This is a genomic window from Vibrio stylophorae (assembly GCF_921293875.1).
GTDB lineage: Bacteria > Pseudomonadota > Gammaproteobacteria > Enterobacterales > Vibrionaceae > Vibrio_A > Vibrio_A stylophorae.
Genome location: NZ_CAKLDI010000001.1, coordinates 2,691,422 through 2,716,372, shown reverse-complemented (window position 1 = coordinate 2,716,372; position 24,951 = coordinate 2,691,422). Strand labels below are relative to the sequence as shown.

Here is a 24,951-nt window from a genome sequence, read left to right as displayed (position 1 = left end):
GATAAAGCGGATAACTTTGCGCTAACACATTATTTTTAATGAAAATTGATATGAAATTATTGGTTGTGTGCAGTATTTTGAGCTTTTGGAACGCCATAGGTCAAAAGCTCTTATCTGCAAAAACAGATATATTAAAAGCCGTGGACTGTGATTTACATGACACATGTTAGCCAATGATGACGAAAGATAGCAGCAGGGCCTGAATGAAATTTGTGATGAGGCAAAATAGAGAAAGCCACAGTTGTGGCTTTTTCTATCTATTGTTCGTTTTATTTAGGCATCAACTGGGGTTGCTACTTTTTTACCAAAAAAACGCTGGTGCTGTTTGAATAGTTGACCACGATAGATGATAAGTGCATATATCAGGAAGTCTATGCATGTACTGTTAATAAATGCATTTGCTATCCACCTTTGTTCTCTTGGATTCATCTTTGTAATGTTGATTAGAAATTCGTAGGTGTTATAGGTTGTGATAGATATACTTATAATAAGACCGATTGAAATGGCTAAAAATACTTGATGATGTTGGATTGAGCTTGGTTTTATAGCCAAAACAGAAAGCATTGAGAATAATAGAGTTGCCTGGAGCATTTCGAGCCACTGCCATAGTGAAATGCCATTTTCAGCATAAGATGAATAACCCCATTCACGATTGGAAAGGGTGTCATCGTGATATGCTATCTCCCAAAGGTTTAATCCTAGATATATTAGAAATGCGATAGCAATGGTGAGCATTGTGCCGCGAATAATGAGGCTTTCGTAATCTTTTTTCATTTTGCCAGCTCTCTATTGTGATTAAAAGAGACACACATGTTGTTAGGCTTGCATGTATTCTGTGCGTATCTCTACATATAATATGATGATTAATTACATGTCCATTTTGTTACGAACAGCTCTGTTTATTGGCTGGAATAACCAATGCAACAATCAGCCCAATTAATGGCGACAATAGAATCGATAGTAGAAAAAATCCGATACCAGATAGCCCTTTCCCTTTTGCAATCGCGCCCACAACTACGGCAAATATGATCCATATAATAAAGATAAACATATGTAGCTATCCTTCGTCTCGTTTCAATTGTTGTTTGGATATTTCTTTGTTAATTCCTTCGTTAAATGACAATTCAAAGTCATCAGCTGTATTTTTATCTGGGTTATTTGGTTGTGGCGATTCTTTTTCAGGCTGATTTGAGGTCGATGATATTACTGAGTGACTAGCTTGAGGCTTGGCAAGCAATGTAAGTGTAATAAATATTGCAAGAGATGAAATAGTAGCCATTGAGCCCACAAAAATTCTATAAATATATTTAATGTAATCCTTATAGCTTACTCCATATATATTGCTGCTTGTGTTAAGAAAGCTTGAGATGACGATTAGCAATGTAATTAAAGATAAAATGATTGTGATAAACCCAATTATTTTTCTCATGATAATAACCCTCTTAAATTTTAAATTTAAAACAGACTGTTGTTTTTTCAACTCTTATTTTTAGCCATGCACATTTATTCACACGGGCCGTGTAATTTATAAATTAGTAAGTTCGCTATTTACGCGTTGTTTCAAAATTTAACTGAGTTCTTTTTGAGTAAAGGTTGTGACATGCAGTAGAGAAAAGGATGACGTTGGTCGATCACTGATGGGTATTTGCTAAGATTGCTGAGCGGGTCAGAAAAACGTGTTTAATATTTGATTTATAAGTTATTTATGCGATAGCTTCAGCCCTTAACCCGTAAGGATGTCGCGATGAATAAAGGAACTCATATGAAGCTTGCAACCTGTCTTGGCTTATCATCCCTGTTATTGGTGGGATGCCAGAGCGAAGAGACATCAGAGGGTTGTTTAACCTATGCATCGGTTTATACCATCGAACGTCTTGATTCAGATGGTGAAATTTTTGATACCAAGACCCACCGTGTTACCTACGATTCGAAAAAACATACCCTAATCACCACAATTTGTTCCAAGGATTGTGGTGAGGATAGTGATTGGCAGCGCACTGAACTTGTCTATGCCAATGATCAGGATTTTATTGCTGATCAATTGCTACCTGGAAAGCTATTGGCGAAAAAATTCGAGCAAAATGGCTATTTAGAAGAATATCAGCATGATGAGCAAGGACGAGCCATTGCCATTCAATCCTATCAGGAAGACACCGAAACTAAGCTTGAAGTCAAAGCCTATGATCAGCAAGGCCGTGTGACGCAACTATTTAACCCTGTGGATAATTGGCAGATGTTGATTCGTTTTGAGGGCAACAAAGAGTTTCGCGAGTTTACCCTTCCCAATATGCCAGCAAGTAAGTGGCTGACAGTGAAAAACGAGTTAAATCTGGTTTCTGAATTTTATGATCTCAATGCCAATCGACTGACTGAGCGCTTAAAACCTGGTTCAGTACAAACACAAATTTTTTGTATGAAATAACCCATTTTAATGAACGTGAGGTCAAGGATGATACACGCTAACCAAATAGGATTGCGCCTGAAATTTGTGGGTGCAATCTCGCTTCTTGCGCTTTTACCGGCTTGTAAAAATACCGATGAAGCAAGCCAGTGTTTAACCTATCCCAGTTAATACGTTTGGGTGGACAATGAGAGTGAAACGCACAATCAGCGCCGTCATCATTATGATTCACAAACGCATACGTTGACGATGGAATATTGTGCGAGTGAATGTGAAAATTGGCAGTCGATGCGGCTGCATTACGCCAATGACGCAGATTTTATTCGCGATCAACAACATCTCGGGGGATTTTTAGCCCAAAAAACAGAGTTTGGTGCAAGCCAAGAGATCTACCATCACAATGACCAAGGTTACCTCGAGTCCATTGAGCTATTGTCGAATAATACATCCTTGATGAATATGCGTGTGAACAAACGAGATGAGAAAGGACGCGTCCTTGAGATGGTCTATTTTGATCAAAACAATGAACCCTATGGCACGCTGACCGTTCGTTTTGATGATAAAAATCGAGAGCAACATAAGCGCTTAGATGGCAAAGATGGGGACGTCAGCCAATGGATTGACACCTATCATGCACATGGATTTTTATTGAAGAAGCGTTCAGCTGAAACGCAGATTGAATCTGGCCATGTGGAGATGGAAGGGATTCAATATCAAACCTTCTGCCTCGAATAAATTACGGCTGATCTTATCGTGGTTAGCAAAGTAAAAAACAGGACGAAATGTCCTGTTTTTTACTTTCTCTTAAGCCCCTTGAATTATTTGAAAACCAATAATCATATTGGGCTTACTTATTTTGTGCGGCTATCGATAAAAGAATGCCGTTCTGTTTCATTGTTTTTCTTCTGTATGTGATTCTAGTCACATTGTTCAGTTTCTGTTCAGTGCGGCGAACCTATGATGAACCCATCAAAACGAGACGAGTTCAGTAGTATCGCCTCAAACGAGAATTGCAGTATTCAAAAGAGATGCTGCTTCAGTTGGAGAAATGATGATGAAAAAAGTATTCGTAGCAATGATGATGGCGTTTGGTTTGTTTGCAACTGGTGTACAAGCTGAACCTGCAAAAACAACAGCAGCAGCGGTTTCTGAATATTCTCAACAAGAGATTCAGGCTTGTGGCACATCCAATATTTTCCAAAGCTGTGTTGCAGCATATCAAGCAACACATGACGCAAAATAAGCTGTCAAGATAGAAAAAGGCGCGACTCGTTGAAAGAGTCGCGCCTTTCTAGTTGTGGGCTATTTGCCGAAATGGGGGCTTAACTTAGAAAGCGCCCCATTTTTGTTTGCCTTCGATATAGGCTGATGGGCAAAGGAAGCGAACCATGTTGGCAAAGCGCTGTGCTTTTTCACGGTTCTCTTGATGCTTGGCGTTCATGTTCATGACATCTTCGTTGAACATTTCATTGATCGCCTCGACATTTGCCTCACGCTTTTCTTCTTCTGTGTTGTACATACCGCGGATGATGTTGAGTTCACCAGTATCAAGGAAAACACCTGCACAACGTACGCAATCATCAATTTCAACTTCACGCTTCATGCTATAGAAATGACGATGCAGTGGCTGATTTTCACATTTAGGGCAGTGACGACGAGCGCTGTGATCCACTTTTATTTCAGGATTCACTTCAATGTTCAGTAAGCTGGTTCCGGCTTCCTCATGAGGCTCATCAAATTTTTTAAATTCATAGGTATCAAACCAGATGCCACCACAGCCGCCACGGCAGACATCGACCTCAACGCCTCCGACTTCGACATGACTCATTTGATGGCTACACGCTGGGCATTTCATCCATTTTCTCCCTGATTGAACAGTCGATTGACTTAAATTTTATTTATCTTACAGCGAGTTCCGAAGCTTAGAGAGATAGCTTGATGGTTTTGCTGGATTTATCACAGGGTGTTGCAATGCACGCTAGAAGCAACAAAAAAAGCCACGCAGTGCGTGGCTTTCTGGTGAGGCGTGCGGCTCAGTGATTGATTCAATAAAAAGGCTTAGCAATGCCAAGCCTTTTTTGAACACAGCTTTTGCGTGCATCTTCTGCATGCATAGATGGCGGATTAGATCATAAAGATAAAAATAATCGCCAAGGCAGAGATAAGCGCTGCAATGCCATAGCAGATCACTTTACCCAGCACACCGCTATGGATCTTGAGATCATGCATACCGTGGTGAAGTCGGTGCATCGCATGCCACATCGGTAGTGCCAATGTGCCAATGACAAAAAGCGCGCCAATAAAGCTGGTGGCAAAAGTTGCTGCTTCTTTGTAGCTGATTTTATCAATCACACCGAAAGGAATGAGGATCCCTAAGACCAAAATGGTGACTGGGGTGATCATGGCAAACCATGTGCCGCCAGCGCCAAAGAGTCCCCACCAAATGGGTTCGTCGGAGCGACGAGGATTTTGGTTAATCATGTCTATCTCCTTAAACAATCAGTAGTACGACCAATGAGATAGCCGCAACGGCAACCCACTGAGCGAGTACAATGATACGCGTATCCAAGGTTTTGCCTTTGATTCGAATCGGCATCACTTGCGGCATCATGGAGAAAAAGGTTTGCGCGTGAAATAGGCTACCTAGTAGCGCTACGATGTTGATCGCAACCACTACTGGATTGGCCATAAATTCCAACCAATGTTGCCAAGCGACCGGACCTTTAACCAATGAACCTAAACCAAAAGTCAGGAACAGGGTAAAAAAGATCAGTGGTAGTACGGTGGCTTCACGCAGCATGTAGAAACGATAGAAAGGATGACCTTTCCACCAAGTGCGGTTCATGGTGCGAACATAAGGCTTACGATGACTCATCTTTAGGCCTCCTGTGGCTGGGGTTTGATCATGGCAATGAGAAAATCTTTCGATGATTCAATCTTGCCTTGGTTGACCGCAGAAGCTGGGTCCACATGTTTTGGACACACTTCAGAGCAGTAACCCACAAAGGTACAACCCCAAGCGCCGTTATCGCCATTGATCAACTTCATGCGCTCAGCACTACCATTGTCACGGCTATCAAGGTTATAGCGGTGGGCAAGGGTGAGGGCGGCAGGGCCTAAGAAATCAGGGTTGAGGCCAAACTGCGGACATGCCGCATAGCAAAGACCGCAGTTGATACAAGCAGAGAACTGCTTGTAGCGCGCCATCTGCTCAGGGGTTTGGTTGTTTGGACCATCCTCTGGTTTGCGATCGTTACCGATAATGTAAGGCTTGATTGCTTCTAGACGCTCAATAAATGGCGTCATATCCACAATCAAATCTTTCTCAATGGCAAAGTTAGCCAAAGGTTCAATGGTGAGCCCTTTTGGATAGTCACGCAGGAAGGTTTTACAAGCCAGCTTTGGCACATTGTCCACCATCATGCCGCAAGAGCCACAAATGGCCATACGACAAGACCAGCGATAGGCCAGATCTTTATCCAAGTTATCCTTGATGTAACCTAATGCGTCGAGTACCGACATGGTGTCATCAAAAGGGACTTCAAAGGTTTGCATGTAGGGTTCAGCATCACGCTCTGGGTCGTAACGCAGAATCGATACTTTCTGAATACGTGTACCAGACATTAGGCTTGCTCCTCCGTTTGCTTGGCTGCTTTTTCTGCAGCTTCCGCTTCGGCACCATACAAACGCGCTTTGGGCTGCGATTTGGTGATGGTGACATCGCTATAGTCAATCTTTGGTGCGCCCTTGGCGTTGTAGTAAGCCAAGGTGTGCTTCAAGAAGTTGTTGTCATCACGCTCGGTGCAGCCATCGTCTAAACGTTGGTGCGCACCGCGAGACTCGCGACGTTGAATCGCAGAGTGCGCCATGGCTTCAGCGATATCCAAGCTATAACCCACTTCAATGGCGTAGAGTAGGTCGGTATTAAATACCTTGCCCTTGTCCTTGATGCTGATTTGTTTATAGCGTTTTTTCAGCTCAGTGAGCTTCTTGATGGTGGCTTGCATTAGATCTTCTTGGCGATAAATGCCGCAGCCCGCTTCCATGGTTTGACCCATTTCGGTGCGAATCGTCGCCCAGTTCTCATCGCCTTCTTGTGCAAGTAGCTCGTCGATGCGTTTTTGTACTTCTTTAGCTTGTGCGCGAATCGCTTTGGTATCAAAGCTTTGGAACTCTGCTGCGCGCGCTGCTGCGCCTTCACCCGCAACGCGGCCAAAGACCACAAGTTCTGCCAGTGAATTTGAGCCAAGACGGTTGGCACCATGGAGGCCGACAGAAGAACATTCACCAACCGCGAACAGACCCTTGATGCGGGTTTCGTTTTTGTTGTTGGTCTCAATACCGCCCATGGTGTAGTGCACGGTTGGGCGAATTGGAATCGGCTCTTTGGCTGGGTCGACGTTGACGTAAGCCTTGGCAAGCTCACAAATAAACGGCAAGCGCTCATGTAGATAGGCTTCGCCTAAATGGCGTAGGTCAAGGTGTACCACATCACCCAGTGGGTGCTTGATGGTGTTGCCCTTTTGTTGCTCATGCCAGAATGCTTGCGATACTTTGTCGCGTGGGCCGAGCTCCATATATTTGTTTTTAGGCTGACCGATTGGGGTTTCAGGGCCCATGCCATAGTCTTGTAGGTAGCGATAGCCATCTTTGTTGACGATGATACCGCCTTCACCACGACAACCTTCGGTCATCAAGATACCTGTGCCAGGCAAGCCGGTTGGGTGATATTGAACAAATTCCATATCACGCAGTGGCACACCGTGACGATAAGCCATGGCCATACCATCACCGGTAACAATGCCGCCGTTGGTATTGCAGTGATAGACACGACCAGCGCCGCCCGTTGCCAAAATGACAGATTTGGCCTTGAAGCAAACCAGCTCGCCTTCCGACATATGAATGGCGATCAGGCCTTGTACTTCGTTATCAACGACCACGAGGTCAACCACGAAATATTCGTCAAAGCGCTGAATTTGCTGATATTTGATCGAGGTTTGAAAGAGGGTGTGCAACATGTGGAAACCGGTCTTGTCGGCCGCAAACCAAGTGCGCTCGACTTTCATGCCGCCAAATCGACGGACGTTGACTTCACCGCTTTCTTTACGACTCCATGGACAACCCCATTGTTCAAGTTGGGTCATCTCGCGCGTTGCATTTTCAACAAAGTATTCCACCACGTCCTGTTCACAGAGCCAGTCGCCGCCGCCAACAGTATCGTTAAAGTGGTTATCTAAGCTGTCTTCCTCTTTAATCACAGCAGCCGAGCCACCTTCTGCGGCCACAGTATGTGAGCGCATTGGGTAAACTTTAGAGATCAGTGCGATGTTCAAATCAGGATTGGCCTCGGCAGCGGCAATGGCAGCTCGTAAGCCTGCACCACCGGCGCCGATGACAGCGATATCTGTGGTTATCGTTTGCACAGTATCCTCCACGGTCAGAGAAGTATTTGATGATGTGCGCTAAGCGCAATCAACACCTTAAAAGCCTGCACAAAATTGTAATGAAATGGTGATCAATAAACCTTGATATTGGCGCGGATTTAAATGTGAAAACGTGTCTAAGACCATGATTTCGACTCGGCTTGTGAGCTGGATCACTGCATTTTTATGCGCATATCGTGCTGAGTAACCGCTTTTGCGGCGCTTGTACCCATGGGGAAACTGAGTACACTGACGGCAAAATTGCGTGGCAAATAATAAGCGCAGCATTCTCGTACTGGAGGAATAGCAATGACTGATTTTGTGGCTGATTCACAAAGCCAAATGACTTGGCAACCGACGGCGTCCATTGACAATTTACGTAAGCGCGCCGTTGTGATGGCAAGCATTCGTGACTTTTTCGCCAAGCGCAATGTGCTGGCGGTGGAAACGCCGACTTTAAGTCATGCTGGGGTGACGGATGTGCATCTGCACACCTTTGCCACCACCTTTTATGGGCCGGGTTATGCCAAAGGTGCGCCGCTTAATTTAATGACCAGTCCTGAATTTCATATGAAGCGTTTGTTGGCTGCGGGCTCTGGCTGTATTTATCAGCTCTCTAAGGTGTTTCGCAATGAAGAGGGCGGCCGTCACCATAATGCTGAGTTCACCATGTTGGAGTGGTATCGGGTGGGATTTGATCACCACCAATTGATGGATGAGATGGCGCAACTGTTGCAACTGATTTTGGCTTGCGAAGCGCCAACACGTTTAACCTACCAACAGGCGTTTTTAAATGTGTGTGGGATTTGTCCGCTGGAGGCTTCATTGCAAGAATTGCAAGCTTGCGCGGCGCAGCATGACTTGGCTGATGTGGCATTGCAGCTGGATCGCGATGGGGTGTTACAACTGCTATTTTCTTGCGTGATTGAGGCGAAAATTGGCCAAAGTGTACCGGTGTTTGTCTATGATTTTCCGGCCTCACAAGCGGCGCTGGCTAAACTGAATGCCGATGATCCGCGCGTGGCTGATCGCTTTGAGGTTTATTTTAAAGGGATTGAGCTGGCCAATGGTTTCCATGAGCTGACTGATGCCAAGGAGCAGCTTGCCCGCTTTGAAGCTGACAATGTGCAGCGTGAAGCCATGGGCTTACCAGCGCAGGTGATTGATCATCAGCTGATTGCGGCGCTTGCTGCGGGTATGCCGGATTGCGCGGGTGTGGCGCTGGGGATTGATCGCTTGGTGATGCTAGCGCTTGGTGCTGAGCATATTGATCAGGTGCTGAGTTTTCCGCTGCATCGCGCCTAAGTGAATGAGAAAAAGGTGAAACGAGAAAAAGCGCCAAACAACGGCGCTTTTTTTTCGGGGAGATATATCAAAATACAATCAGTCTTAAGGCTTTTAAGGTGTCTGACCGCTCAATTACTTTAAGCGAAAACAACCCATAAATGCAAATCATTATCAACTGCGTATATTTTGTTTGTGGCTTAGGTCAGTAAAGGCAGCGCAATATAGACAATTGCCAAGCCAGTGATGCCTAAAATTACGCCAGTTTTGGCCATATCTTTGCTCTCTACAAGGCCTGTCGAGTAAGCCAAAGAGTTTGGTGGCGTGGATACTGGCAAAATCATGCCTAAGGATGCCGAGAAGGCGACCACCACCAGTAAGCCTTGCATGCCGCCGTAGGCCACCAAGCTATCCATGGAAGTGGCGATCGCTGCTGCGATGGGCATCAATAAGTTAGCGGTGGCGGTATTGGACATAAAGTTAGCCATCAGCCAGCAAACCATGGAGAGCGATACAATCACTGCAAATGGGGTAAGGGTGTTGTAATCGATGGCATGGGCCAAGGTCAGGGCTAAGCCTGTATTTTCAAGACCAATACCAATCGCGATCCCGCCAGCAACCAACCACAATACATCCCAGTTAATCAGCTTGAGCTCGTTTTTACCCATGATGCCAGTCATGGTGAACACCGTTAGTGGAATTAATGACACCACATAGGAGTTCATGCCATGTAGCTTGGTGGTCATCCACAGCAAAATGGTGATGGCAAATGTGGCGTAAACCACCATAGCGCGCCAGCCAGTTTGAAAGGTGCCATCAAGTTTTAACTTCATCTCCTTTTCCTGTGATGGAAAGAGTTTCTGTAGCACTAGCCACGCGATGCTTAGTTGGATCACCACAAAGGGGATGCCCATGCTCATCCATGTGAGAAAGTCGATGCGGTTATCACCGGTTAAATATTGCAGTGCGATGGCGTTGGGCGGCGTGCCAATGGGGGTACCAATGCCACCGGTATTGGCGGCGATGGGAATGCACAGTACCAGCGCTTTAATGCCTAAATCACCCTTGGGCGCGGCGGCGACAATGGGCGTGAGTAGCGCCAACATCATCACTGTGGTGGCGGTGTTGGACATAAACATTGAGAACACCGCGGTGATCAGCATCAGCCCCAACATAATAAATTTCGGTTGACGGCCAAAGGGTTTGAGCAAAACGCGGGCAAGGTTGTTGTCCAATTCATATTTGGAGGCAGAAATGGCCAGCGCAAAACCCCCCATGAACAGAATAATGATGGGCGATGAGAAAGCGTTACAAATATCTTTGTAATGCAGCAGCACGCCAAAATCAGCGGCGCTGGTGTCATGGGTGAGAAGGCTCAGTCCTTGATCGGAAATCATCACCAGCTCAAGGCAGATAATCAAAATGGAAGTGGCAAAAACAGGAATGGGTTCGAGTACCCAAAGCAGGGCTGCGAGTAGGAAAATCGCCAGCAGTCGATGTTGCACCGTGGTGAGCTCATCCAGTGGAATCAGTTCACGGGGCAGTAAAAGAACCAACAGGGGCAGGCCAAAGGCGACCCCCAAGCGAAGCAGTTGCGACACAGATAAGGTTGGCATGATGGCTCACTCATGTGAATCAATTGCCACCAGAATACGAGAGTTGGTTATGAAATGTTTTGAATTGCGTTAAATTTGTGATTAAAAAACGGCTTCTAAGGAAGCCGTTTGTCAGTCTGTGCATTACTTCACAGCGACCATTGCGCTGCAAATTGTGCGCGTTAGTTTGTTTGAATGCGCGCGTAAGGGGTGCCTAGGCTGGTTTTAATGCCAGGTGCCAAGCTCTCATCAAAGCTAATGGTGTCTTTTGGAAAGAGGTTGATTACCGTTGAGCCTAGTTTAAAGCGGCCCATTTCCTGACCTTTTTCAAGGGTAATCGCACCCTCTTCACCGGCGGCAGGGTAATCCCACTTATGGATGGTCGGGCGACGTTGTGGGGTGATGGTGCCAGCCCAAACGGTTTCAATGCTACCGACAATCGTTGCGCCTACTAAAACCTGCGCCATAGGACCAATGGCGGTATCAAAAATACAGACCACGCGCTCGTTACGCGCAAATAGGTCAGGCACGTTTTCAGCGGTCAGTGGGTTTACCGAGAATAGATCGCCCGGTACATAGATCATTTGGCGTAGGGTACCTGCCATTGGCATATGTACGCGGTGATAATCACTTGGTGATAAATAAAGCGTGGCAAATTGGCCATCAGCAAAGGTATCTGCCAAACGGTAATCACCACCCAATAGAGTAAGGGCGCTGTAGCTATGGCCCTTGGCTTGAATGAGTTGACCTTGCTCAATGGCTCCAAGCTGGCTTACGCGCGCGTCGGCAGGGTGGCCAATCTCTTGTGCATCATCGCTAAAAGTGCGCAGACCCGGTTTGAGCTCACGGGTGAAAAAGTCATTGAAGGTCTCAAATTGAGTTGGTTCTTCAATCACAGCTTCGCTCATATCAATGCGATATTGTTTGATAAACCAACGAATAAATGCGGTGGTCATGCCGCCCGCTTTGGCGCTGGCGAATTTGCCCATCAGCTCAGTGACCAAGCGTTTTGGTAAACAATATTGAAAAGCGATTTTGATTTTATCTAACACGGTGTCCTACCTGTTGATGCGGGCAATGCCCAATTAATTCTGTTTGTTCTTTGAGAACTGACGATTGGCTTTATTTTCCAGCATGCTATCAAGAATACGGTGGTAACTGTCAAATCGACGTGAATCGATATCACCCCGCTCAAGCGCTTCACGAATCACGCAGCCCGGATCATCTAAGTGTTTGCAGTCACGGAATTTACAGCCGCCAAGATAATCACGAAACTCAATAAAGCTTTCGGTCACTTGCTCTGGCTCTAAATGCCAAAGGCCGAATTCACGAATTCCGGGAGAGTCAATCAGCGAGCCACCATGGCTTAAATGGTAAAGACGCGCCGCTGTAGTGGTGTGCTGGCCCAGCCCTGAGTTTTCAGAAACCGCGCCTTCTTCAGCGTTCACTTCTGGCAAGAGTACATTGACTAAGCTGGACTTACCGACCCCTGATTGGCCGACAAAAATGGTGATTTTATCTTTCAGTAGCGCCTCAAAGGCTTCAACGCCTTCGCCGCTATTACGGCTAACAAAATAGACTTGGTAACCCAACTGGCGATAGAGCTCAAATTGCTGATCAAAGAAGCTGCGCTCTTCGTCGCTGAGTAGGTCAATTTTGTTGAGCACAATAATTGGTGTGATATGCAGCTGTTCACAGGCCACTAAATAGCGGTCGATGATATTAAAAGACAGCTCTGGCAATACCGCAGAAACAATAATGATATTGTCGATATTGGCTGCCACAGGTTTTACGCCATCATAGTAATCTGGACGGGTGAGTACAGATTGGCGTGGGTGCACGGCTTCTACGATACCGGTAATGCCTGCGAGGGCTTCGGCGCCTGGACGCCAAACCACACGGTCGCCACTGACCAAGCTTTCAATACTTCGACGCAGGTTACAGCGGTGGATGACGCCATCGGCATCTTCAATATCGGCATGCTGACCAAAGCGAGAGATCACAAGTCCCTCTTGGGCTGTGCCCAACAAGGATTCATCCCATTGCTGGGATTCGTCGCGCTCTTCTAATCGTCGATTTTGATTGGAGCGAACACGGCGCAGTTGGCCTTTGGTCAATTTTTTCTTTTTTGCCACGTGGTGCAACTCTTGGTTGGCGATCATCTTTAGCTTAGTATGATACCTCTTTTCTTCGATAAATAGGCAGCAGAATGGTGCGAAGCGAACAAAACCTCATTTGGATCGATCTGGAAATGACTGGTCTAGACCCAGAGCAGCACAAGATTATTGAGATGGCGACCATCGTCACTGATGCGCAGCTGAATATTTTGGCTGAAGGTCCAGTGATCGCCATTCATCAGCCGCAAGAAGAACTAGATAAAATGGATGATTGGTGTACCACCACGCATACCAATAGTGGTTTGGTGGCGCGCGTGCAAGCAAGCACCATCACAGAGGCGCAAGCTGTCGCACAAACCATTGCTTTTTTGGAGCAGTGGGTACCGAAAGGTGCATCGCCTATTTGCGGTAATAGCATCGGCCAAGATCGCCGTTTTTTATATCGCCATATGCCGCTCTTGGAGCAATATTTCCACTATCGTTATTTAGATGTGTCGACCCTAAAAGAGTTAGCGCGTCGTTGGAAGCCAGAGATTTTGCCAGGCTTTAAAAAGCAGGGCAGTCATTTGGCATTGGATGATATTCGAGAATCCATCGCTGAATTGGCCTACTACCGCGAACATTTTATTAACCTTTGATGCTTCCTTGAGCGATCAAACGAAAGCGTGAATTTTTTTTATTGAAAGGCTTGCATCGGAATAATTTCCTCGTATAATTCGCAGCCCGTAGAGAGGAAAGCTTTATTGTTTTGACCGCTCTAGATGCGACACTAGCTCAGTTGGTAGAGCGCAACCTTGCCAAGGTTGAGGTCACGAGTTCGAACCTCGTGTGTCGCTCCAAATTTGATTTCAGTAGCTTCGGCTGCTGGCTGCCGAAAGGCACTGTCTTTATGACGCTTGCGACACTAGCTCAGTTGGTAGAGCGCAACCTTGCCAAGGTTGAGGTCACGAGTTCGAACCTCGTGTGTCGCTCCAAATTTGATTTCAGTAGCTTCGGCTGCTGGCTGCCGAAAGGCACTGTCTTTATGACACTTGCGACACTAGCTCAGTTGGTAGAGCGCAACCTTGCCAAGGTTGAGGTCACGAGTTCGAACCTCGTGTGTCGCTCCAATTTCTTTTGAATGTGGTTTTGCTGCATTCGCGCCGAAAGGCTTCGTCTTAAGTCAACATGCTTCAAGACAAATGCGACACTAGCTCAGTTGGTAGAGCGCAACCTTGCCAAGGTTGAGGTCACGAGTTCGAACCTCGTGTGTCGCTCCAAATTTTGAACTCGTGGGTACACGACTTCCGCTCTTTGACACAATTCAGAATGCGACACTAGCTCAGTTGGTAGAGCGCAACCTTGCCAAGGTTGAGGTCACGAGTTCGAACCTCGTGTGTCGCTCCAATTTCTTCCCTTTACAATCATGTGATTGACGCTTTATTTACTCCGGTAAATAAGGCGGTGTGTTTGTCTGTTTTTGCGGTCAAATCATGATGAGTTATGAACTTATCAGCATTTAGAACATTTTTTTATAATCACAGAGTTATACACAATCCACTTGATGTGGATCATTTTACGTATTTCTGTGGGTAACTATGTGCAAAATCACTTCATGCACAGAATGTGTTCAATTTATCCACATTATCCTAATGTAAAGCTGGCTGAGTGAAAAAGCCAAAATAACAGGCTTTACACCAAATATACTCAGCTTAAACACAGCCTATTCCCGTTATTTTATGGTTATCGACGCATTATTCACATGATGATGTGGATAGCTTTGATTTGTGCGTTTTTTTTGATCGAAATCGAACGATGTTCGATGGTTATTCACATCGAAAATATGAGATAGGGATCAAAGATCAAGCATCGCGTGGCAGGCCTTTTTCGACTATGCGAATTAATCGTTGCGTTTGTCGATTGAGTGGGGTGTCGGCATCAAGCTGTTTACTTTGCTGCTCGTTGATTGCCCAGTCGAGGTGGGTATCTAATACATCACTGAGACCACGTCGACTTTCAAGGGCTGACGTGTAATCAGGGTGGTAAGGGGCATTGCCCATGGCGATGCTGAGATTGCGTAGCCATTGTAAATGACCAATGCGACGAATGGCGCTGCCTTCAAAGTGGCGCATAAACTCAGCTTCAGTCCAGAGGAATAGCGCTAAAAGCTCATCGGTTTGCAGGGCTTCGCGGCGATGAAAATCTTTTTGTTCGGTGAGTGGCGCTTGGCGATTGTGCGGACACACCAACTGGCAGTCATCACAGCCATAGATGCGATTGCCCATGGCGCGGCGAAAGGCTTCAGGAATGACCCCATCAAATTCAATGGTGAGATAGGAGATGCAGCGTCTGGCATCCACAGTAAAAGGTTCCACTATGGCTTGGGTTGGGCAGCTGGTCATGCACGCCACACAATTGCCGCAGCTGCCTTGATGAGGTGTATCCACGGGGAGTGGCAAACTAATCAGTAGCTCGCCAAGAAAAAACCAAGAGCCCGCATTTTCATTGAGAATCAGTGAGTGTTTACCGGTCCAACCTAATCCGGCTTTTTGTGCCAGCGGTCTTTCTAAGATCGGCGCAGAGTCGACGAAAGGACGATGAGTAAATTCACCAATTTCTTGCTCGATTCGTTGGCCCAATTTCTTGAGCAGATTGCGCATTAATTTATGATAGTCACGTCCCAATGCGTAGCGACTGATATAGGCGCGATGCGGATTGTTGAGGTTATCTGCAAACCCTGCTTGTGGTGGTAAGTAGTTTAACCGCGCGCTAATGACGCGCACTGCACCAGGTAAAAGCTCATCGGGTCGGGCGCGTAAGGTGCCATGGCGTGCCATCCAATCCATTTCACCAAAATAACCTTGCTCAATCATACGCAGTAGCTGTGGTTCATGGGCACTTAAATCAACGTCGCAGATACCCACTTGATCGAGCCCAAGTTCCTTTCCCCAGCCTTTAATTTTTTCGGCCAGGGCGGTGTAATCGATACTTGGAATGGATGATGGCATGGGATGACACAAGACAGTAAACAGACTTGATTAGTCTATCACAAGCTAGGTGGAAACTCGCTGTGGATGACTACTAAATAGGCGCTGTTTGCTGAAAAGTTTGCTAATATTCGCGGCAAAATCGATGACCAAAAAAGAAAGAGAAAAGAATGAACAGCCAAACCTTCCAATGTCAGCTCGTTGATGATGTGGCAACACAAGCACTTGGCGCAAAATTGGCGAGTTTGTGTCAGCAACAAACCACAATCCATTTGCTCGGGGATTTAGGCGCTGGGAAAACAACCTTAAGTCGTGGTTTTGTGCAGTCATTGGGCCATTCCGGGGCGGTGAAAAGTCCGACTTACACTTTGGTTGAACCCTATGATTTAGGCCGCTGGCAGGTTTATCACTTTGATCTATATCGACTTGCTGATCCTGAAGAGTTGGAATTTATGGGAATTCGTGATTACTTCTCTGAGGATGCCCTTTGTTTGGTTGAATGGCCGCAAAAGGGAGAGGGGTTATTACCAAACCCTGATTTGATTATTCATCTTCATTATGATGGTGAGCAGCGCCAAGCTCGCATTGACGCTGCTAGTGAATATGGACAACAAATTCTCGCACAGTTGGGGTCGCTTTGATTAAGTTGGGTCGTTGGCAATCTTGGTTATTGCTCTGTTTGTCTTTGTTTTATGGTGTAGCGCAAGCTACTGAATTTAAAGGTGCGCGTGTTTGGCCAGATCCAAATAAAACGCGTGTAGTCATCGATCTCGACCAAAAGGTCAGTTATAGCTATTTCCCATTGGTGAAGCCGGATCGATTGGTGGTGGATTTGCACGACACCAGTCTAAAGTCGAAGCTGCCGATGACGGTCACCAATAGTCCGATCTTAACCAAGATTCGCACCAGTGGTGCGCCAGAAAAGGGCACGCTGCGCTTGGTGTTTGAGTTGAAAAAGGGCACCTTGGCCAATGTTTTTCCGCTCGCACCAACGCCTGATGGTCACTATGGTCATCGCTTAGTGGTGGATTTACCCCATGGCGGCGCGGTGGCGGCTAGTGATCAAAAAGACAGCGCTAATACCGCAGTAGCCGCGAAAGTGCCGCAGGGGATGGCCAATATCATTGTGGCGATTGATGCCGGCCATGGCGGTGAAGATCCGGGAGCCATTGGTCCAAAACGTAAATATGAAAAGCATGCAACGCTGGCGATTGCGCGACGTTTGGCGGCCAAAATTAATGCAACGCCGGGTATGGAAGCCGTACTGACGCGCCGTGGTGATTACTACGTGGATTTAAACCGTCGTACTGAAATTGCTCGTCAGAAAAAAGCCCATATGTTGATCTCTATTCATGCTGATGGTTTTCGTTCGCCACAGCCACGAGGTGGTTCGGTTTGGGTGCTATCAACACGTCGTGCAAACAGTGAAATTGGTCGCTGGATTGAGGATCATGAAAAGCAATCTGAGCTACTCGGTGGTGGCGATGTCATTGCGCAAAACACTGAAGATTTGAACCTCAACCGAACCTTGCTTGATTTGAAATTTGCTAACTCCACCAAAGAGGGCAATGAGGTCGCGCTGCGTATTTTGAAAAATATGAGCAAGGTGACGGTGCTGCATAAGCGCAAACCTGAATACGCCAGTTTGGCGGTACTCAAGTCACCAGATATTCCATCGGTTTTGGTGGAAACCGGCTTTATCTCAAACCCGGGTGAAGAGAAGCTTCTGTTTCAAAATAGCCACCAAGAGAAGCTGGCTAATGCCATCTATCAAGGGGTGCTGAGCTATTTTCGAGATTACCCACCGGAAGGTACGCGTTTCGCGTCAAGTAAGCCGAGAAAGCATAAGGTGAAATCTGGTGAATCACTGTCAGTGATTGCTGAAAAATATGGTACCTCTGTGGCGTCGATTAAATCTGCCAATAAGCTTAAATCAAGCCAGCTTCGCGTTGGTCAGGTGCTGCAGATTCCATCAGCGCGATTGATTACGCCGCCATCGACGCAGCAGAAAGCATCGACATCCATAGCAACACGCACTGTAGTTCATGTGGTAGGGCGCGGTGAGTTTCTTGGTAAAATTGCTGAAAAATATGGCGTTTCTGTTGCCAGTATTCGTTCTTTGAATCGCTTGAAATCTGATGAATTGGCGATTGGTCAAAAATTGAAAATTGCCGTACCAGCCAGCAAATCAGTGAAGCACAAAGTGAAAAGCGGTGAGCATTTGTCTGGTATTGCTGATCACTATGGCGTTTCCATGCAAGCGCTAAAAAAAGCGAATCGATTAAAACGTGATACCCTGTATGTGGGTCAGGTTTTAATTATTCCAAGTCACTAAAATGCCGATTCGTATATTGCCAGCGCGACTGGCTAACCAAATTGCCGCAGGGGAAGTGGTCGAGCGACCCGCCTCTGTGGTTAAAGAGCTAGTTGAAAATAGCCTTGATGCGGGCGCGACACGTATCGATATCGATATCGAAAAGGGCGGTAGCCAGCTGATTCGCATTCGTGACAATGGCTGCGGTATTGAAAAAGATGAATTGGAGCTGGCGCTCAGTCGCCATGCGACCTCAAAAATCCACCATCTTGATGATTTAGAGGCGATCACCAGCCTCGGTTTTCGTGGTGAGGCTTTGGCCTCGGTCAGCTCGGTTTCTCGCTTAACGCTAACTTCTCGCCCTGCGCATCAATCGGAAGCTTGGTCTGCCATTGCTGAAGGGCGTGATATGGCGGTGCGCTTATTACCAGCTGCGCACCCTGTGGGTAGTACTGTGGAAGTGGCCGATCTTTTCTTCAATACGCCAGCGCGCCGCAAATTTCTACGAACTGATAAAACTGAGTTTCAGCATATTGATGAGCTGCTCAAGCGCATTGCTTTAAGTCGCGAGCAGGTGACATTTACGCTGTCGCACAATGGCAAATCCGTACGGCAGTATCGCGCGGCCAACAATGAAGTGATGCAGCGGCGACGATTGGCTGCGATTTGCGGCCAAGCCTTTGCTGAGCAAGCGTTGCAACTCAGCTGGCAACAAGCGGAGCTCAGCATTCATGGTTGGGTTGGTGAGCCTAATATTGCGCGCGCTCAGCCTGATGTGCAGTACTGCTATGTGAATGGTCGAATGATGCGTGACAAAGTCATTAATCATGCCATTCGCCAAGCCTATGATGGTTTACTCAATGCCGAGCAGTATCCCTGCTATGTATTGTTTATTGAGTTATCGCCGCATGATGTCGACGTCAATGTGCATCCAGCCAAACATGAAGTGCGTTTTCATCAAGCGCGCTTGGTGCATGATTTTATTTTCCAAGCCGTCTTTGAAGCGTTGCGAGAGGTGAAAAGCCAAGCGCAACCTTTGGATTTGTTACCCAAGCAGGATCAACCAGAACAGCCTTATTATCCGCATCAAGCGGCAAGCGTCTTTGCGCCTAAAGCATCTGCGTCCCAGGTATTTGTGCACAAGGCATCTGAGACCAAGACGTCACAAACTGCGCAATCGCCTCAGGTGCGAGAGTCGGCATCTTCCTATCAGGCAAGTCGTTCGATGTCATCTTCAGGCTCGGTTAAGAGCGCGGGATTCGAAGGTGCAAAGCATCCGGCGGGGACTTCAAACCAAGTGGTGAGCGCGCTGTATCAGCAGCTTTTTTCTACACCGCCGCACACAGCAGTGCGTGAACATGAAGTCGCAGCATTAGTTGAGACAAGCGCAACAGCGCATCAAGAAAGGCGCGCTATCAGCGGTCAGGCACATATCGCGCATGATGCCCCATTGGGAGAGCCGGTAGCGATTTTAGCTGAGGGGCGCGTCTTATTGCGCAGCCAAAGTCATTGGCATTTGATGAATAGCCAAAGAGCGCAGCAATGGGCGATTTTGGCTGAGCTTTATCATGGTCTTGCGCAGGGGTTAAAACCACAGCCGCTTCTGATTCCAATGAGTTTGTCTTTAACTCAAGCTCAAGTTGAAAGCGCGCAGCGCAATTTATCCTGGTTGGCACAATTTGGTATCGGTTTAGAATGCCAAAGCAAACAAGTGATCGTACAAACGGTATGCCAACCGCTTCGCCACCATCCGATTGAGCACTGGCTACCCCGATTACTCACGGAACTTGCATCGCATTCATCGGTCTTAGATGAGGCGACAAGTCAGACTATTTTACAACATCTTGTTCAGCAATTAGCTGTGCCAATGCCTGCCAATATGGCGCAAGTGGTGTCGCTACTGAGCGATCTTGAGCAGCGCTGGCACCGACAATTAAGTCAGCAATCTGCCGCTTTTTTGCATAGCATTGATGAACAAGCATTGATTCGATTTTTTGAACATGACGCATAATTTACCCACCGCGATTTTTTTAATGGGGCCAACGGCTTCAGGTAAAACAGGTCTAGCGATTGAATTGAGAAAACGCCTTCCTGTTGAGATTATTAGTGTCGATTCGGCACTGATTTATCGCGGTATGGATATTGGTACCGCAAAGCCGGATGCGGCAGAGCAAGCCGCGGCACCACATCGATTAATTGATATTCTCGATCCGGCGCAAAGTTATTCAGCCGCCGATTTTCGAGGTGATGCCTTAGCGCAGATGGCGACCATTGTCGCAGAGGGAAAAATTCCTCTGTTGGTGGGTGGTACAATGTTGTATTTCAAGGCATTATTGCAGGGACTTTCGCCCCTACCCGCAGCGGATGCTGAGGTACGAGCGGAAATCGAACGCCAAGCCAGTGAACATGGATGGCAGGTATTGCATGATGAGCTCAAGGTGATCGATCCGGTATCTGCTGCACGGATTCACCCAAATGATCCGCAACGATTATCGAGAGCATTGGAAGTTTTCCGTATTTCAGGTAAAACTTTAACTGAGCTCACTGCAACGCAAGGAGAGCCTCTACCTTATAACGTGAAGCAATTTGCTATCGCGCCACAGGATAGGGCTGTGCTGCACCATCGGATTGAACTTCGTTTTCAGCAGATGATGGCAGCGGGTTTTGAGCAAGAAGTACGGGCGCTGTTTCAGCGCGGTGATCTACACCCCGATCTTCCATCGATTCGTTGTGTGGGTTATCGCCAAATGTGGGACTACCTTGCGGGGGAGTGTTCACGTGATGAAGCAATTTACAAAGGTATTTGCGCCACCCGTCAGCTTGCTAAACGGCAAATTACTTGGCTTCGTAGCTGGGATAATTTGACTTGGTTGGACAGCGCTGATGAAGCCCAAGCGTTACAAATGATCACAAACTCACTCAGTCAGTGACCGATCAAACTTGTATACTGCTGGGCGGGACGTATGACTTTATTCTTGCTTGTGAACAACAACTACAAATAAATAAGGAAAAAGAACATGGCTAAGGGGCAATCTTTACAAGACCCATTTTTGAACGCGCTTCGTCGTGAGCGTATTCCCGTTTCAATCTATTTGGTAAACGGTATTAAGCTTCAAGGACAAGTAGAGTCTTTTGATCAATTCGTCATTCTGCTGAAAAACACCGTGAGCCAAATGGTGTATAAGCATGCAATTTCTACTGTTGTTCCAGCACGTCCGGTCAACCACCACACTAATGGTGATCGTCCAGCGACTGGCGATCGTAGCCAAGATAAAACTGAAGAATAATACACAGGAGTTGATTGCTTGTTTGACCGTTACGAAGCAGGTGAACAAGCGATTCTTGTTCATATCAACTTCAACCAACAACAAGATGATGGCGACGATCGTGATGAGTTCGCGATGCTGGTGGATTCAGCCGGCGTTAGCAATTTAGCCATGGTGACGGGTAACCGTCAGTCGCCTCATCCCAAGTATTTTGTTGGTGAAGGCAAAGCGCAAGAGATTGCAGATGCAGTAAGGCGCTTCGAAGCCGATATTGTTATCTTCAACCATGCGCTTTCGCCCGCACAAGAACGCAATTTAGAACGCCTATTTCAATGCCGAGTCGTTGACCGCATTGGATTGATTTTAGATATTTTTGCTCAGCGTGCACGTACCCATGAGGGTAAATTGCAGGTTGAACTGGCTCAGTTACGTCATCTGTCGACCCGCTTGATTCGCGGTTGGACGCACCTTGAGCGACAAAAAGGTGGGATTGGTCTGCGTGGCCCAGGGGAAACCCAGTTGGAAACGGACCGTCGATTGCTCCGCGAACGAATCAAAGCGATTTTACGTCGACTTGATCGTGTGGCGAAGCAACGCGAGCAGGGGCGCCGTGCGCGAAATCGTGCTGAGATTCCAACCATCTCTCTCGTTGGTTATACCAACGCAGGTAAATCCACCCTCTTTAACCGAATTACGGAAGCTGGCGTGTATGCCGCGGACCAACTTTTTGCGACGCTGGATCCGACCTTGCGTCGTATTGAAGTGGCCGATGTTGGCACCTCGGTGCTGGCTGATACCGTAGGCTTTATTCGTCATTTGCCCCATGATTTGGTGGCGGCGTTTAAAGCAACGCTTCAAGAAACGCGAGAAGCAACCTTACTACTGCATGTGATTGATGCCAGTGATGAGCGTTTTCGTGAAAACATTGATGCGGTCAATGTGGTTCTTGAAGAGATTGAAGCCAATGAGATTCCGACCTTATTGGTGATGAATAAAATTGATGCATTAGAGCAGGGTGAGCCTCGTGTCGACTATGACGATGAAGGGGTTGCGCGCACTGTTTGGGTTTCGGCTCTAACAGGGGATGGCATTTCACTACTGTTTGATGCGCTATCGCAGCGATTGCGCCAGAACATGGTGCATTATCAGTTGCGTATTCCACCGGCGGCGTGCGGTCGTGTCCGTAGTCGTCTGTGTCAGCTCGATTGTATTGTACGAGAAGAGTTTGAACCCGACGGCAGCCTGCTGCTGGAAGTCCGTTTGGCCGAAGCTGATTGGCAGCGATTGGTGAAACGAGAAGACGCAGAACTGAATAGCTTTATCCTGTCTCATTAGACTGCTAGAGTTATTTTGAGTCGTCATATCATATTGATGGAGTTAGCTAATGGCGTGGAATGAGCCCGGAAACAATAATAACGATCCCGGCAAGGATCCGTGGAAAAATAACCGTGGTGGCCGCGATCAGGGTCCACCAGATTTAGATGAGTTTTTCAGTAATCTCAGCCGTAAATTTGGTGGTTTGTTCGGTGGTGGCAACAAACGTGGTGGTCGTCAATCTGGCGGTGCTGGAATGGGCGGAATCGCTGCACTGTTCGGTGTTGCATTGGTGGTATGGGGCCTCTTCGGTTTCTATACCGTTGGTGAAGCTGAGCGTGGTGTAGTTACACGTTTTGGTGCCTATAAAGAGACAGTGATGCCGGGTCTAAACTGGCGTCCGTTATGGATTGATGATGTGACTAAGGTCAACATCAGTGAGATTCGTTCGCTGCATGTGGGACCTGCCAACCAGCAACGTGTACGTCCAAGTGAGCTGATGCTGACTAAAGATGAAAACGTCGTGGTGATTGGCATGACCGTTCAATACAAAGTAGTGACCCCGCGTGATTACTTGTACAACGTGACCAATGCTGATGATAGCTTGCGCCAAGCAACCGATTCAGCGTTGCGTGCGGTGATTGGTGATAACACCATGGACGATATCATTACCAAAGAGCGTCAAAAGATTCGTGATAATACGCTGATTACCATCAATGACATTATCAAGCCATATAACATGGGCTTAGAAATCATTGATGTGAGTTTTGAAGCAGCGCGCCCACCGGCAGAAGTTCAAGAAGCCTTTGATGATGCGATTAAAGCACGTGAAGATGAGCAGCAAGTCCAAGACTTAGCAAAAGCTTACCGTAACAAGGTGGTACCTGAAGCTGAAGGTACGGCAGAGCGTGTTCGTCGTGAAGCGGATGCCTATGCAGAACGCATTGTGAATGGTGCCCAAGGTGATGTGCAGCGCTTCGTGAAGCTGTTGCCTGAATATCGTCAAGCGCCAGAAGTTACTCGCGAGCGTCTTTACCTTGAAACCATGGAACGTATTTATGCGCGTACCAGCAAGGTGCTGATTGATGCGAAAGCGTCAGGTAATCTGCTGTATATGCCTCTGGATCAGATGATGAAGCAAGAACAACACACAGCGGTGAAACCGCAACATGGTGTGTTGCCTAAACCGACGCCATCGGTACATCACACGAGTCCAGCACCGGTAACTCAGGTGCAGCAAAGCACGTCAACGCAGCCAAGGAGATATTAATATGCGTAAGTTACTTCTACCTTTGGTGGTAGTGCTGGTGGCGGTTCTGCTTTCTTCAATGTTTACTGTTCAAGAAGGCCAACGCAGCTTTGTGATTCGTTTTGGTAAGATCTTGAAAAACGATCAAAACCAAGATGTGCTCTATGAGCCTGGCTTGCACTTTAAACTGCCGTTTATCGATACTGTTCGCACCATGGATGCACGTATTCAAACCATGGATGATCAGGCGGACCGTTTTGTGACCGTCGAGAAAAAAGACGTGATCATCGATTCTTACGTGAAGTGGAAAATCGAAAACTTTGGTAAGTTCTACCTTGCAACGGGCGGCAATTTTGCCCAAGCACAGCGCATTTTGATGGTAAAACTTTCAAACAGCTTGCGTGCTCAGATCGGTGGTTTAACGATTAAAGAGATCGTTTCTGAAAAACGTGAACAAGTAATGCAAAATGTGTTGGACGGGATTGATCCTTCAGGTCTCACACCTGAAGAGAAAGAAACCATGCTCAAAGCCAACCCTGATGCATTTAAAGGTTTACGTCAAAGTGCCTTAGACGATCTTGGTATTCGCGTTGTTGACTTGCGTGTGAAGCGTATTAACTTGCCTGATCAGATTAACGAATCGATCTACAAGCGTATGCGTGCAGAGCGTCAAAGTGTGGCGGCTTTCCACCGCGCAACCGGTAAGAAGCTAGCTGAGGAGATCACGGCTGCAGCCGACCTTGAAGTGGCAACCATTATGGCCAAAGCTGACCGTGACGCTCGTACTATTCGTGGTCAAGCAGATGCGACAGCAGCTGAAATCTATGCCAATGCTTATACACAAGATACCGATTTCTTCGAATTCTTGCGCTCACTTCAAGCCTACGAGGCGAGCTTTAACAACAAGAGCGATGTACTGGTACTTGATGGTGAAACGGACTTCTTCCGTTATATGAAAGACAGTCAAGGCAAGTAAGCGATTTTACTCATTGAAAAAGACAAGGCGTTGGCCTTGTCTTTTT

The 24,951-nt window shown here is 47.0% G+C and carries 25 protein-coding genes and 5 tRNA genes; 18 read left to right on the top strand and 12 right to left on the bottom strand.

The genetic code is table 11. The annotated features are described in order from the left end of the window. Positions 1–273: 273 nt before the first annotated feature. From L9P36_RS12730 to L9P36_RS12720, 3 genes are all read right to left on the bottom strand, one after another. The gene (locus L9P36_RS12730; RefSeq protein WP_237467569.1) at positions 274–774 is read right to left on the bottom strand and encodes a hypothetical protein; all 501 of its coding nucleotides are present in this window, start codon (positions 772–774) and stop codon (positions 274–276) included. Positions 775–883: 109 nt separating this feature from the next. Beyond that, entirely contained in the window at positions 884–1,051 is a 168-nt protein-coding gene (locus tag L9P36_RS12725; RefSeq protein ID WP_237467567.1) for a hypothetical protein, read from the bottom strand. Positions 1,052–1,057: 6 nt separating this feature from the next. Further along, on the bottom strand, positions 1,058–1,429 hold the full coding sequence (locus L9P36_RS12720; protein WP_237467565.1) for a hypothetical protein: 372 nt from the start codon (positions 1,427–1,429) through the stop codon (positions 1,058–1,060). A 315-nt stretch (positions 1,430–1,744) separates the two neighbouring features. Between L9P36_RS12720 and L9P36_RS12715 the strand changes: the two genes are divergently transcribed. The 3 genes from L9P36_RS12715 to L9P36_RS12705 all read left to right on the top strand — a co-directional run bounded on the left by L9P36_RS12715 (position 1,745) and on the right by L9P36_RS12705 (position 3,644). Then, positions 1,745–2,422 carry a hypothetical protein gene (locus L9P36_RS12715; RefSeq protein ID WP_237467564.1) on the top strand — a complete coding sequence of 226 codons (678 nt, stop codon included), beginning with the start codon at positions 1,745–1,747 and terminating at the stop codon, positions 2,420–2,422. A 267-nt stretch (positions 2,423–2,689) separates the two neighbouring features. Next, positions 2,690–3,136, top strand: coding sequence for a hypothetical protein (locus tag L9P36_RS12710; RefSeq protein ID WP_237467562.1), 447 nt, complete (start codon positions 2,690–2,692; stop codon positions 3,134–3,136). 316 nt (positions 3,137–3,452) lie between these two features. Beyond that, positions 3,453–3,644, top strand: coding sequence for a hypothetical protein (locus L9P36_RS12705; protein ID WP_237467554.1), 192 nt, complete (start codon positions 3,453–3,455; stop codon positions 3,642–3,644). Between the two features lie 84 nt (positions 3,645–3,728). Here the strand turns inward: L9P36_RS12705 and L9P36_RS12700 are convergent, their stop codons facing one another. The 5 genes from L9P36_RS12700 to frdA all read right to left on the bottom strand — a co-directional run bounded on the left by L9P36_RS12700 (position 3,729) and on the right by frdA (position 7,824). After that, a complete protein-coding gene (locus tag L9P36_RS12700; RefSeq protein WP_237467552.1) occupies positions 3,729–4,256 on the bottom strand; it encodes a TFIIB-type zinc ribbon-containing protein in 528 nt (175 codons plus the stop codon). A 269-nt stretch (positions 4,257–4,525) separates the two neighbouring features. Beyond that, positions 4,526–4,882: a fumarate reductase subunit FrdD gene (gene frdD, locus L9P36_RS12695; RefSeq protein ID WP_237467551.1), complete on the bottom strand. Its 357-nt coding sequence runs from the start codon at positions 4,880–4,882 to the stop codon at positions 4,526–4,528. A gap of 10 nt (positions 4,883–4,892) precedes the next feature. Further along, entirely contained in the window at positions 4,893–5,276 is a 384-nt protein-coding gene (gene frdC, locus L9P36_RS12690) for a fumarate reductase subunit FrdC (protein WP_237467550.1), read from the bottom strand. Between the two features lie 2 nt (positions 5,277–5,278). After that, complete coding sequence (locus L9P36_RS12685; protein WP_237467549.1) at positions 5,279–6,025, bottom strand: succinate dehydrogenase/fumarate reductase iron-sulfur subunit; 747 nt, start codon at positions 6,023–6,025, stop codon at positions 5,279–5,281. Beyond that, positions 6,025–7,824, bottom strand: a complete 1,800-nt coding sequence (gene frdA / locus L9P36_RS12680) for a fumarate reductase (quinol) flavoprotein subunit (protein ID WP_237467548.1) — start codon at positions 7,822–7,824, stop codon at positions 6,025–6,027. Before frdA ends, L9P36_RS12685 begins: the two co-directional genes overlap by 1 nt. 309 nt (positions 7,825–8,133) lie before the next feature. Here frdA and epmA point away from each other — a divergent pair, with 309 nt between their 5' ends. Continuing rightward, positions 8,134–9,129, top strand: a complete 996-nt coding sequence (gene epmA / locus L9P36_RS12675; RefSeq protein ID WP_435532747.1) for an elongation factor P--(R)-beta-lysine ligase — start codon at positions 8,134–8,136, stop codon at positions 9,127–9,129. 179 nt (positions 9,130–9,308) lie between these two features. Here epmA and L9P36_RS12670 read toward each other — a convergent pair whose 3' ends face one another. The 3 genes from L9P36_RS12670 to rsgA all read right to left on the bottom strand — a co-directional run bounded on the left by L9P36_RS12670 (position 9,309) and on the right by rsgA (position 12,838). Continuing rightward, on the bottom strand, positions 9,309–10,724 hold the full coding sequence (locus L9P36_RS12670; protein WP_237467547.1) for an SLC13 family permease: 1,416 nt from the start codon (positions 10,722–10,724) through the stop codon (positions 9,309–9,311). Positions 10,725–10,885: 161 nt separating this feature from the next. After that, positions 10,886–11,755: an archaetidylserine decarboxylase gene (asd, locus tag L9P36_RS12665; RefSeq protein WP_494338353.1), complete on the bottom strand. Its 870-nt coding sequence runs from the start codon at positions 11,753–11,755 to the stop codon at positions 10,886–10,888. Between the two features lie 33 nt (positions 11,756–11,788). Further along, positions 11,789–12,838, bottom strand: a complete 1,050-nt coding sequence (gene rsgA / locus L9P36_RS12660; RefSeq protein WP_237467545.1) for a small ribosomal subunit biogenesis GTPase RsgA — start codon at positions 12,836–12,838, stop codon at positions 11,789–11,791. Positions 12,839–12,912: 74 nt separating this feature from the next. On the opposite strand from rsgA, the gene orn reads away from it, so the two are divergent. From orn to L9P36_RS12630, 6 genes are all read left to right on the top strand, one after another. Continuing rightward, on the top strand, positions 12,913–13,458 hold the full coding sequence (gene orn / locus L9P36_RS12655) for an oligoribonuclease (protein WP_237467543.1): 546 nt from the start codon (positions 12,913–12,915) through the stop codon (positions 13,456–13,458). 125 nt (positions 13,459–13,583) lie between these two features. Then, positions 13,584–13,659 (top strand) — tRNA-Gly (locus L9P36_RS12650). Between the two features lie 59 nt (positions 13,660–13,718). After that, positions 13,719–13,794: transfer RNA gene (locus L9P36_RS12645), tRNA-Gly, on the top strand. Between the two features lie 59 nt (positions 13,795–13,853). Beyond that, positions 13,854–13,929 (top strand) — tRNA-Gly (locus L9P36_RS12640). 74 nt (positions 13,930–14,003) lie between these two features. After that, positions 14,004–14,079: transfer RNA gene (locus tag L9P36_RS12635), tRNA-Gly, on the top strand. Between the two features lie 51 nt (positions 14,080–14,130). Then, a tRNA-Gly gene (locus L9P36_RS12630) sits at positions 14,131–14,206 on the top strand. 455 nt (positions 14,207–14,661) lie between these two features. On the opposite strand, the gene queG is transcribed toward L9P36_RS12630, so the two are convergent. Continuing rightward, positions 14,662–15,786, bottom strand: a complete 1,125-nt coding sequence (gene queG, locus L9P36_RS12625; protein WP_237467930.1) for a tRNA epoxyqueuosine(34) reductase QueG — start codon at positions 15,784–15,786, stop codon at positions 14,662–14,664. A 170-nt stretch (positions 15,787–15,956) separates the two neighbouring features. Here queG and tsaE point away from each other — a divergent pair, with 170 nt between their 5' ends. The 8 genes from tsaE (at position 15,957) to hflC (ending at position 24,905) form a co-directional block, all read left to right on the top strand. After that, complete coding sequence (gene tsaE, locus L9P36_RS12620) at positions 15,957–16,427, top strand: tRNA (adenosine(37)-N6)-threonylcarbamoyltransferase complex ATPase subunit type 1 TsaE (protein WP_237467534.1); 471 nt, start codon at positions 15,957–15,959, stop codon at positions 16,425–16,427. 5 nt (positions 16,428–16,432) lie between these two features. Continuing rightward, positions 16,433–18,121 (top strand): LysM peptidoglycan-binding domain-containing protein, encoded by a 1,689-nt coding sequence (locus tag L9P36_RS12615; protein WP_237467929.1) that lies wholly within the window; start codon positions 16,433–16,435, stop codon positions 18,119–18,121. 1 nt (position 18,122) lies between these two features. After that, positions 18,123–20,111 carry a DNA mismatch repair endonuclease MutL gene (mutL, locus tag L9P36_RS12610; RefSeq protein WP_237467524.1) on the top strand — a complete coding sequence of 663 codons (1,989 nt, stop codon included), beginning with the start codon at positions 18,123–18,125 and terminating at the stop codon, positions 20,109–20,111. Then, a complete protein-coding gene (miaA, locus tag L9P36_RS12605) occupies positions 20,101–21,030 on the top strand; it encodes a tRNA (adenosine(37)-N6)-dimethylallyltransferase MiaA (RefSeq protein ID WP_237467522.1) in 930 nt (309 codons plus the stop codon). Before mutL ends, miaA begins: the two co-directional genes overlap by 11 nt. 87 nt (positions 21,031–21,117) lie before the next feature. Next, on the top strand, positions 21,118–21,387 hold the full coding sequence (gene hfq / locus L9P36_RS12600; protein ID WP_237467520.1) for an RNA chaperone Hfq: 270 nt from the start codon (positions 21,118–21,120) through the stop codon (positions 21,385–21,387). 18 nt (positions 21,388–21,405) lie between these two features. Continuing rightward, positions 21,406–22,701, top strand: coding sequence for a ribosome rescue GTPase HflX (gene hflX / locus L9P36_RS12595; protein WP_237467518.1), 1,296 nt, complete (start codon positions 21,406–21,408; stop codon positions 22,699–22,701). Between the two features lie 49 nt (positions 22,702–22,750). After that, positions 22,751–23,950, top strand: a complete 1,200-nt coding sequence (hflK, locus tag L9P36_RS12590; RefSeq protein WP_237467516.1) for an FtsH protease activity modulator HflK — start codon at positions 22,751–22,753, stop codon at positions 23,948–23,950. 1 nt (position 23,951) lies between these two features. After that, positions 23,952–24,905 carry a protease modulator HflC gene (gene hflC / locus L9P36_RS12585; RefSeq protein WP_237467515.1) on the top strand — a complete coding sequence of 318 codons (954 nt, stop codon included), beginning with the start codon at positions 23,952–23,954 and terminating at the stop codon, positions 24,903–24,905. Positions 24,906–24,951: the final 46 nt, after the last annotated feature.

Excerpts from the sequence above, each read along its gene's own strand:
- L9P36_RS12730 (WP_237467569.1), bottom strand. The coding sequence starts at position 774 with ATGAAAAAAGATTACGAAAGCCTCATTATTCGCGGCACAATGCTCACC.
- L9P36_RS12725 (WP_237467567.1), bottom strand. The coding sequence starts at position 1,051 with ATGTTTATCTTTATTATATGGATCATATTTGCCGTAGTTGTGGGCGCG.
- L9P36_RS12720 (WP_237467565.1), bottom strand. The coding sequence starts at position 1,429 with ATGAGAAAAATAATTGGGTTTATCACAATCATTTTATCTTTAATTACA.
- L9P36_RS12715 (WP_237467564.1), top strand. The coding sequence starts at position 1,745 with ATGAATAAAGGAACTCATATGAAGCTTGCAACCTGTCTTGGCTTATCA.
- L9P36_RS12710 (WP_237467562.1), top strand. The coding sequence starts at position 2,690 with ATGCGGCTGCATTACGCCAATGACGCAGATTTTATTCGCGATCAACAA.
- L9P36_RS12705 (WP_237467554.1), top strand. The coding sequence starts at position 3,453 with ATGATGAAAAAAGTATTCGTAGCAATGATGATGGCGTTTGGTTTGTTT.
- L9P36_RS12700 (WP_237467552.1), bottom strand. The coding sequence starts at position 4,256 with ATGAAATGCCCAGCGTGTAGCCATCAAATGAGTCATGTCGAAGTCGGA.
- frdD (WP_237467551.1), bottom strand. The coding sequence starts at position 4,882 with ATGATTAACCAAAATCCTCGTCGCTCCGACGAACCCATTTGGTGGGGA.
- frdC (WP_237467550.1), bottom strand. The coding sequence starts at position 5,276 with ATGAGTCATCGTAAGCCTTATGTTCGCACCATGAACCGCACTTGGTGG.
- L9P36_RS12685 (WP_237467549.1), bottom strand. The coding sequence starts at position 6,025 with ATGTCTGGTACACGTATTCAGAAAGTATCGATTCTGCGTTACGACCCA.
- epmA (WP_435532747.1), top strand. The coding sequence starts at position 8,134 with ATGACTGATTTTGTGGCTGATTCACAAAGCCAAATGACTTGGCAACCG.
- L9P36_RS12670 (WP_237467547.1), bottom strand. The coding sequence starts at position 10,724 with ATGCCAACCTTATCTGTGTCGCAACTGCTTCGCTTGGGGGTCGCCTTT.
- orn (WP_237467543.1), top strand. The coding sequence starts at position 12,913 with ATGGTGCGAAGCGAACAAAACCTCATTTGGATCGATCTGGAAATGACT.
- tsaE (WP_237467534.1), top strand. The coding sequence starts at position 15,957 with ATGAACAGCCAAACCTTCCAATGTCAGCTCGTTGATGATGTGGCAACA.
- mutL (WP_237467524.1), top strand. The coding sequence starts at position 18,123 with ATGCCGATTCGTATATTGCCAGCGCGACTGGCTAACCAAATTGCCGCA.
- miaA (WP_237467522.1), top strand. The coding sequence starts at position 20,101 with ATGACGCATAATTTACCCACCGCGATTTTTTTAATGGGGCCAACGGCT.
- hfq (WP_237467520.1), top strand. The coding sequence starts at position 21,118 with ATGGCTAAGGGGCAATCTTTACAAGACCCATTTTTGAACGCGCTTCGT.
- hflK (WP_237467516.1), top strand. The coding sequence starts at position 22,751 with ATGGCGTGGAATGAGCCCGGAAACAATAATAACGATCCCGGCAAGGAT.
- hflC (WP_237467515.1), top strand. The coding sequence starts at position 23,952 with ATGCGTAAGTTACTTCTACCTTTGGTGGTAGTGCTGGTGGCGGTTCTG.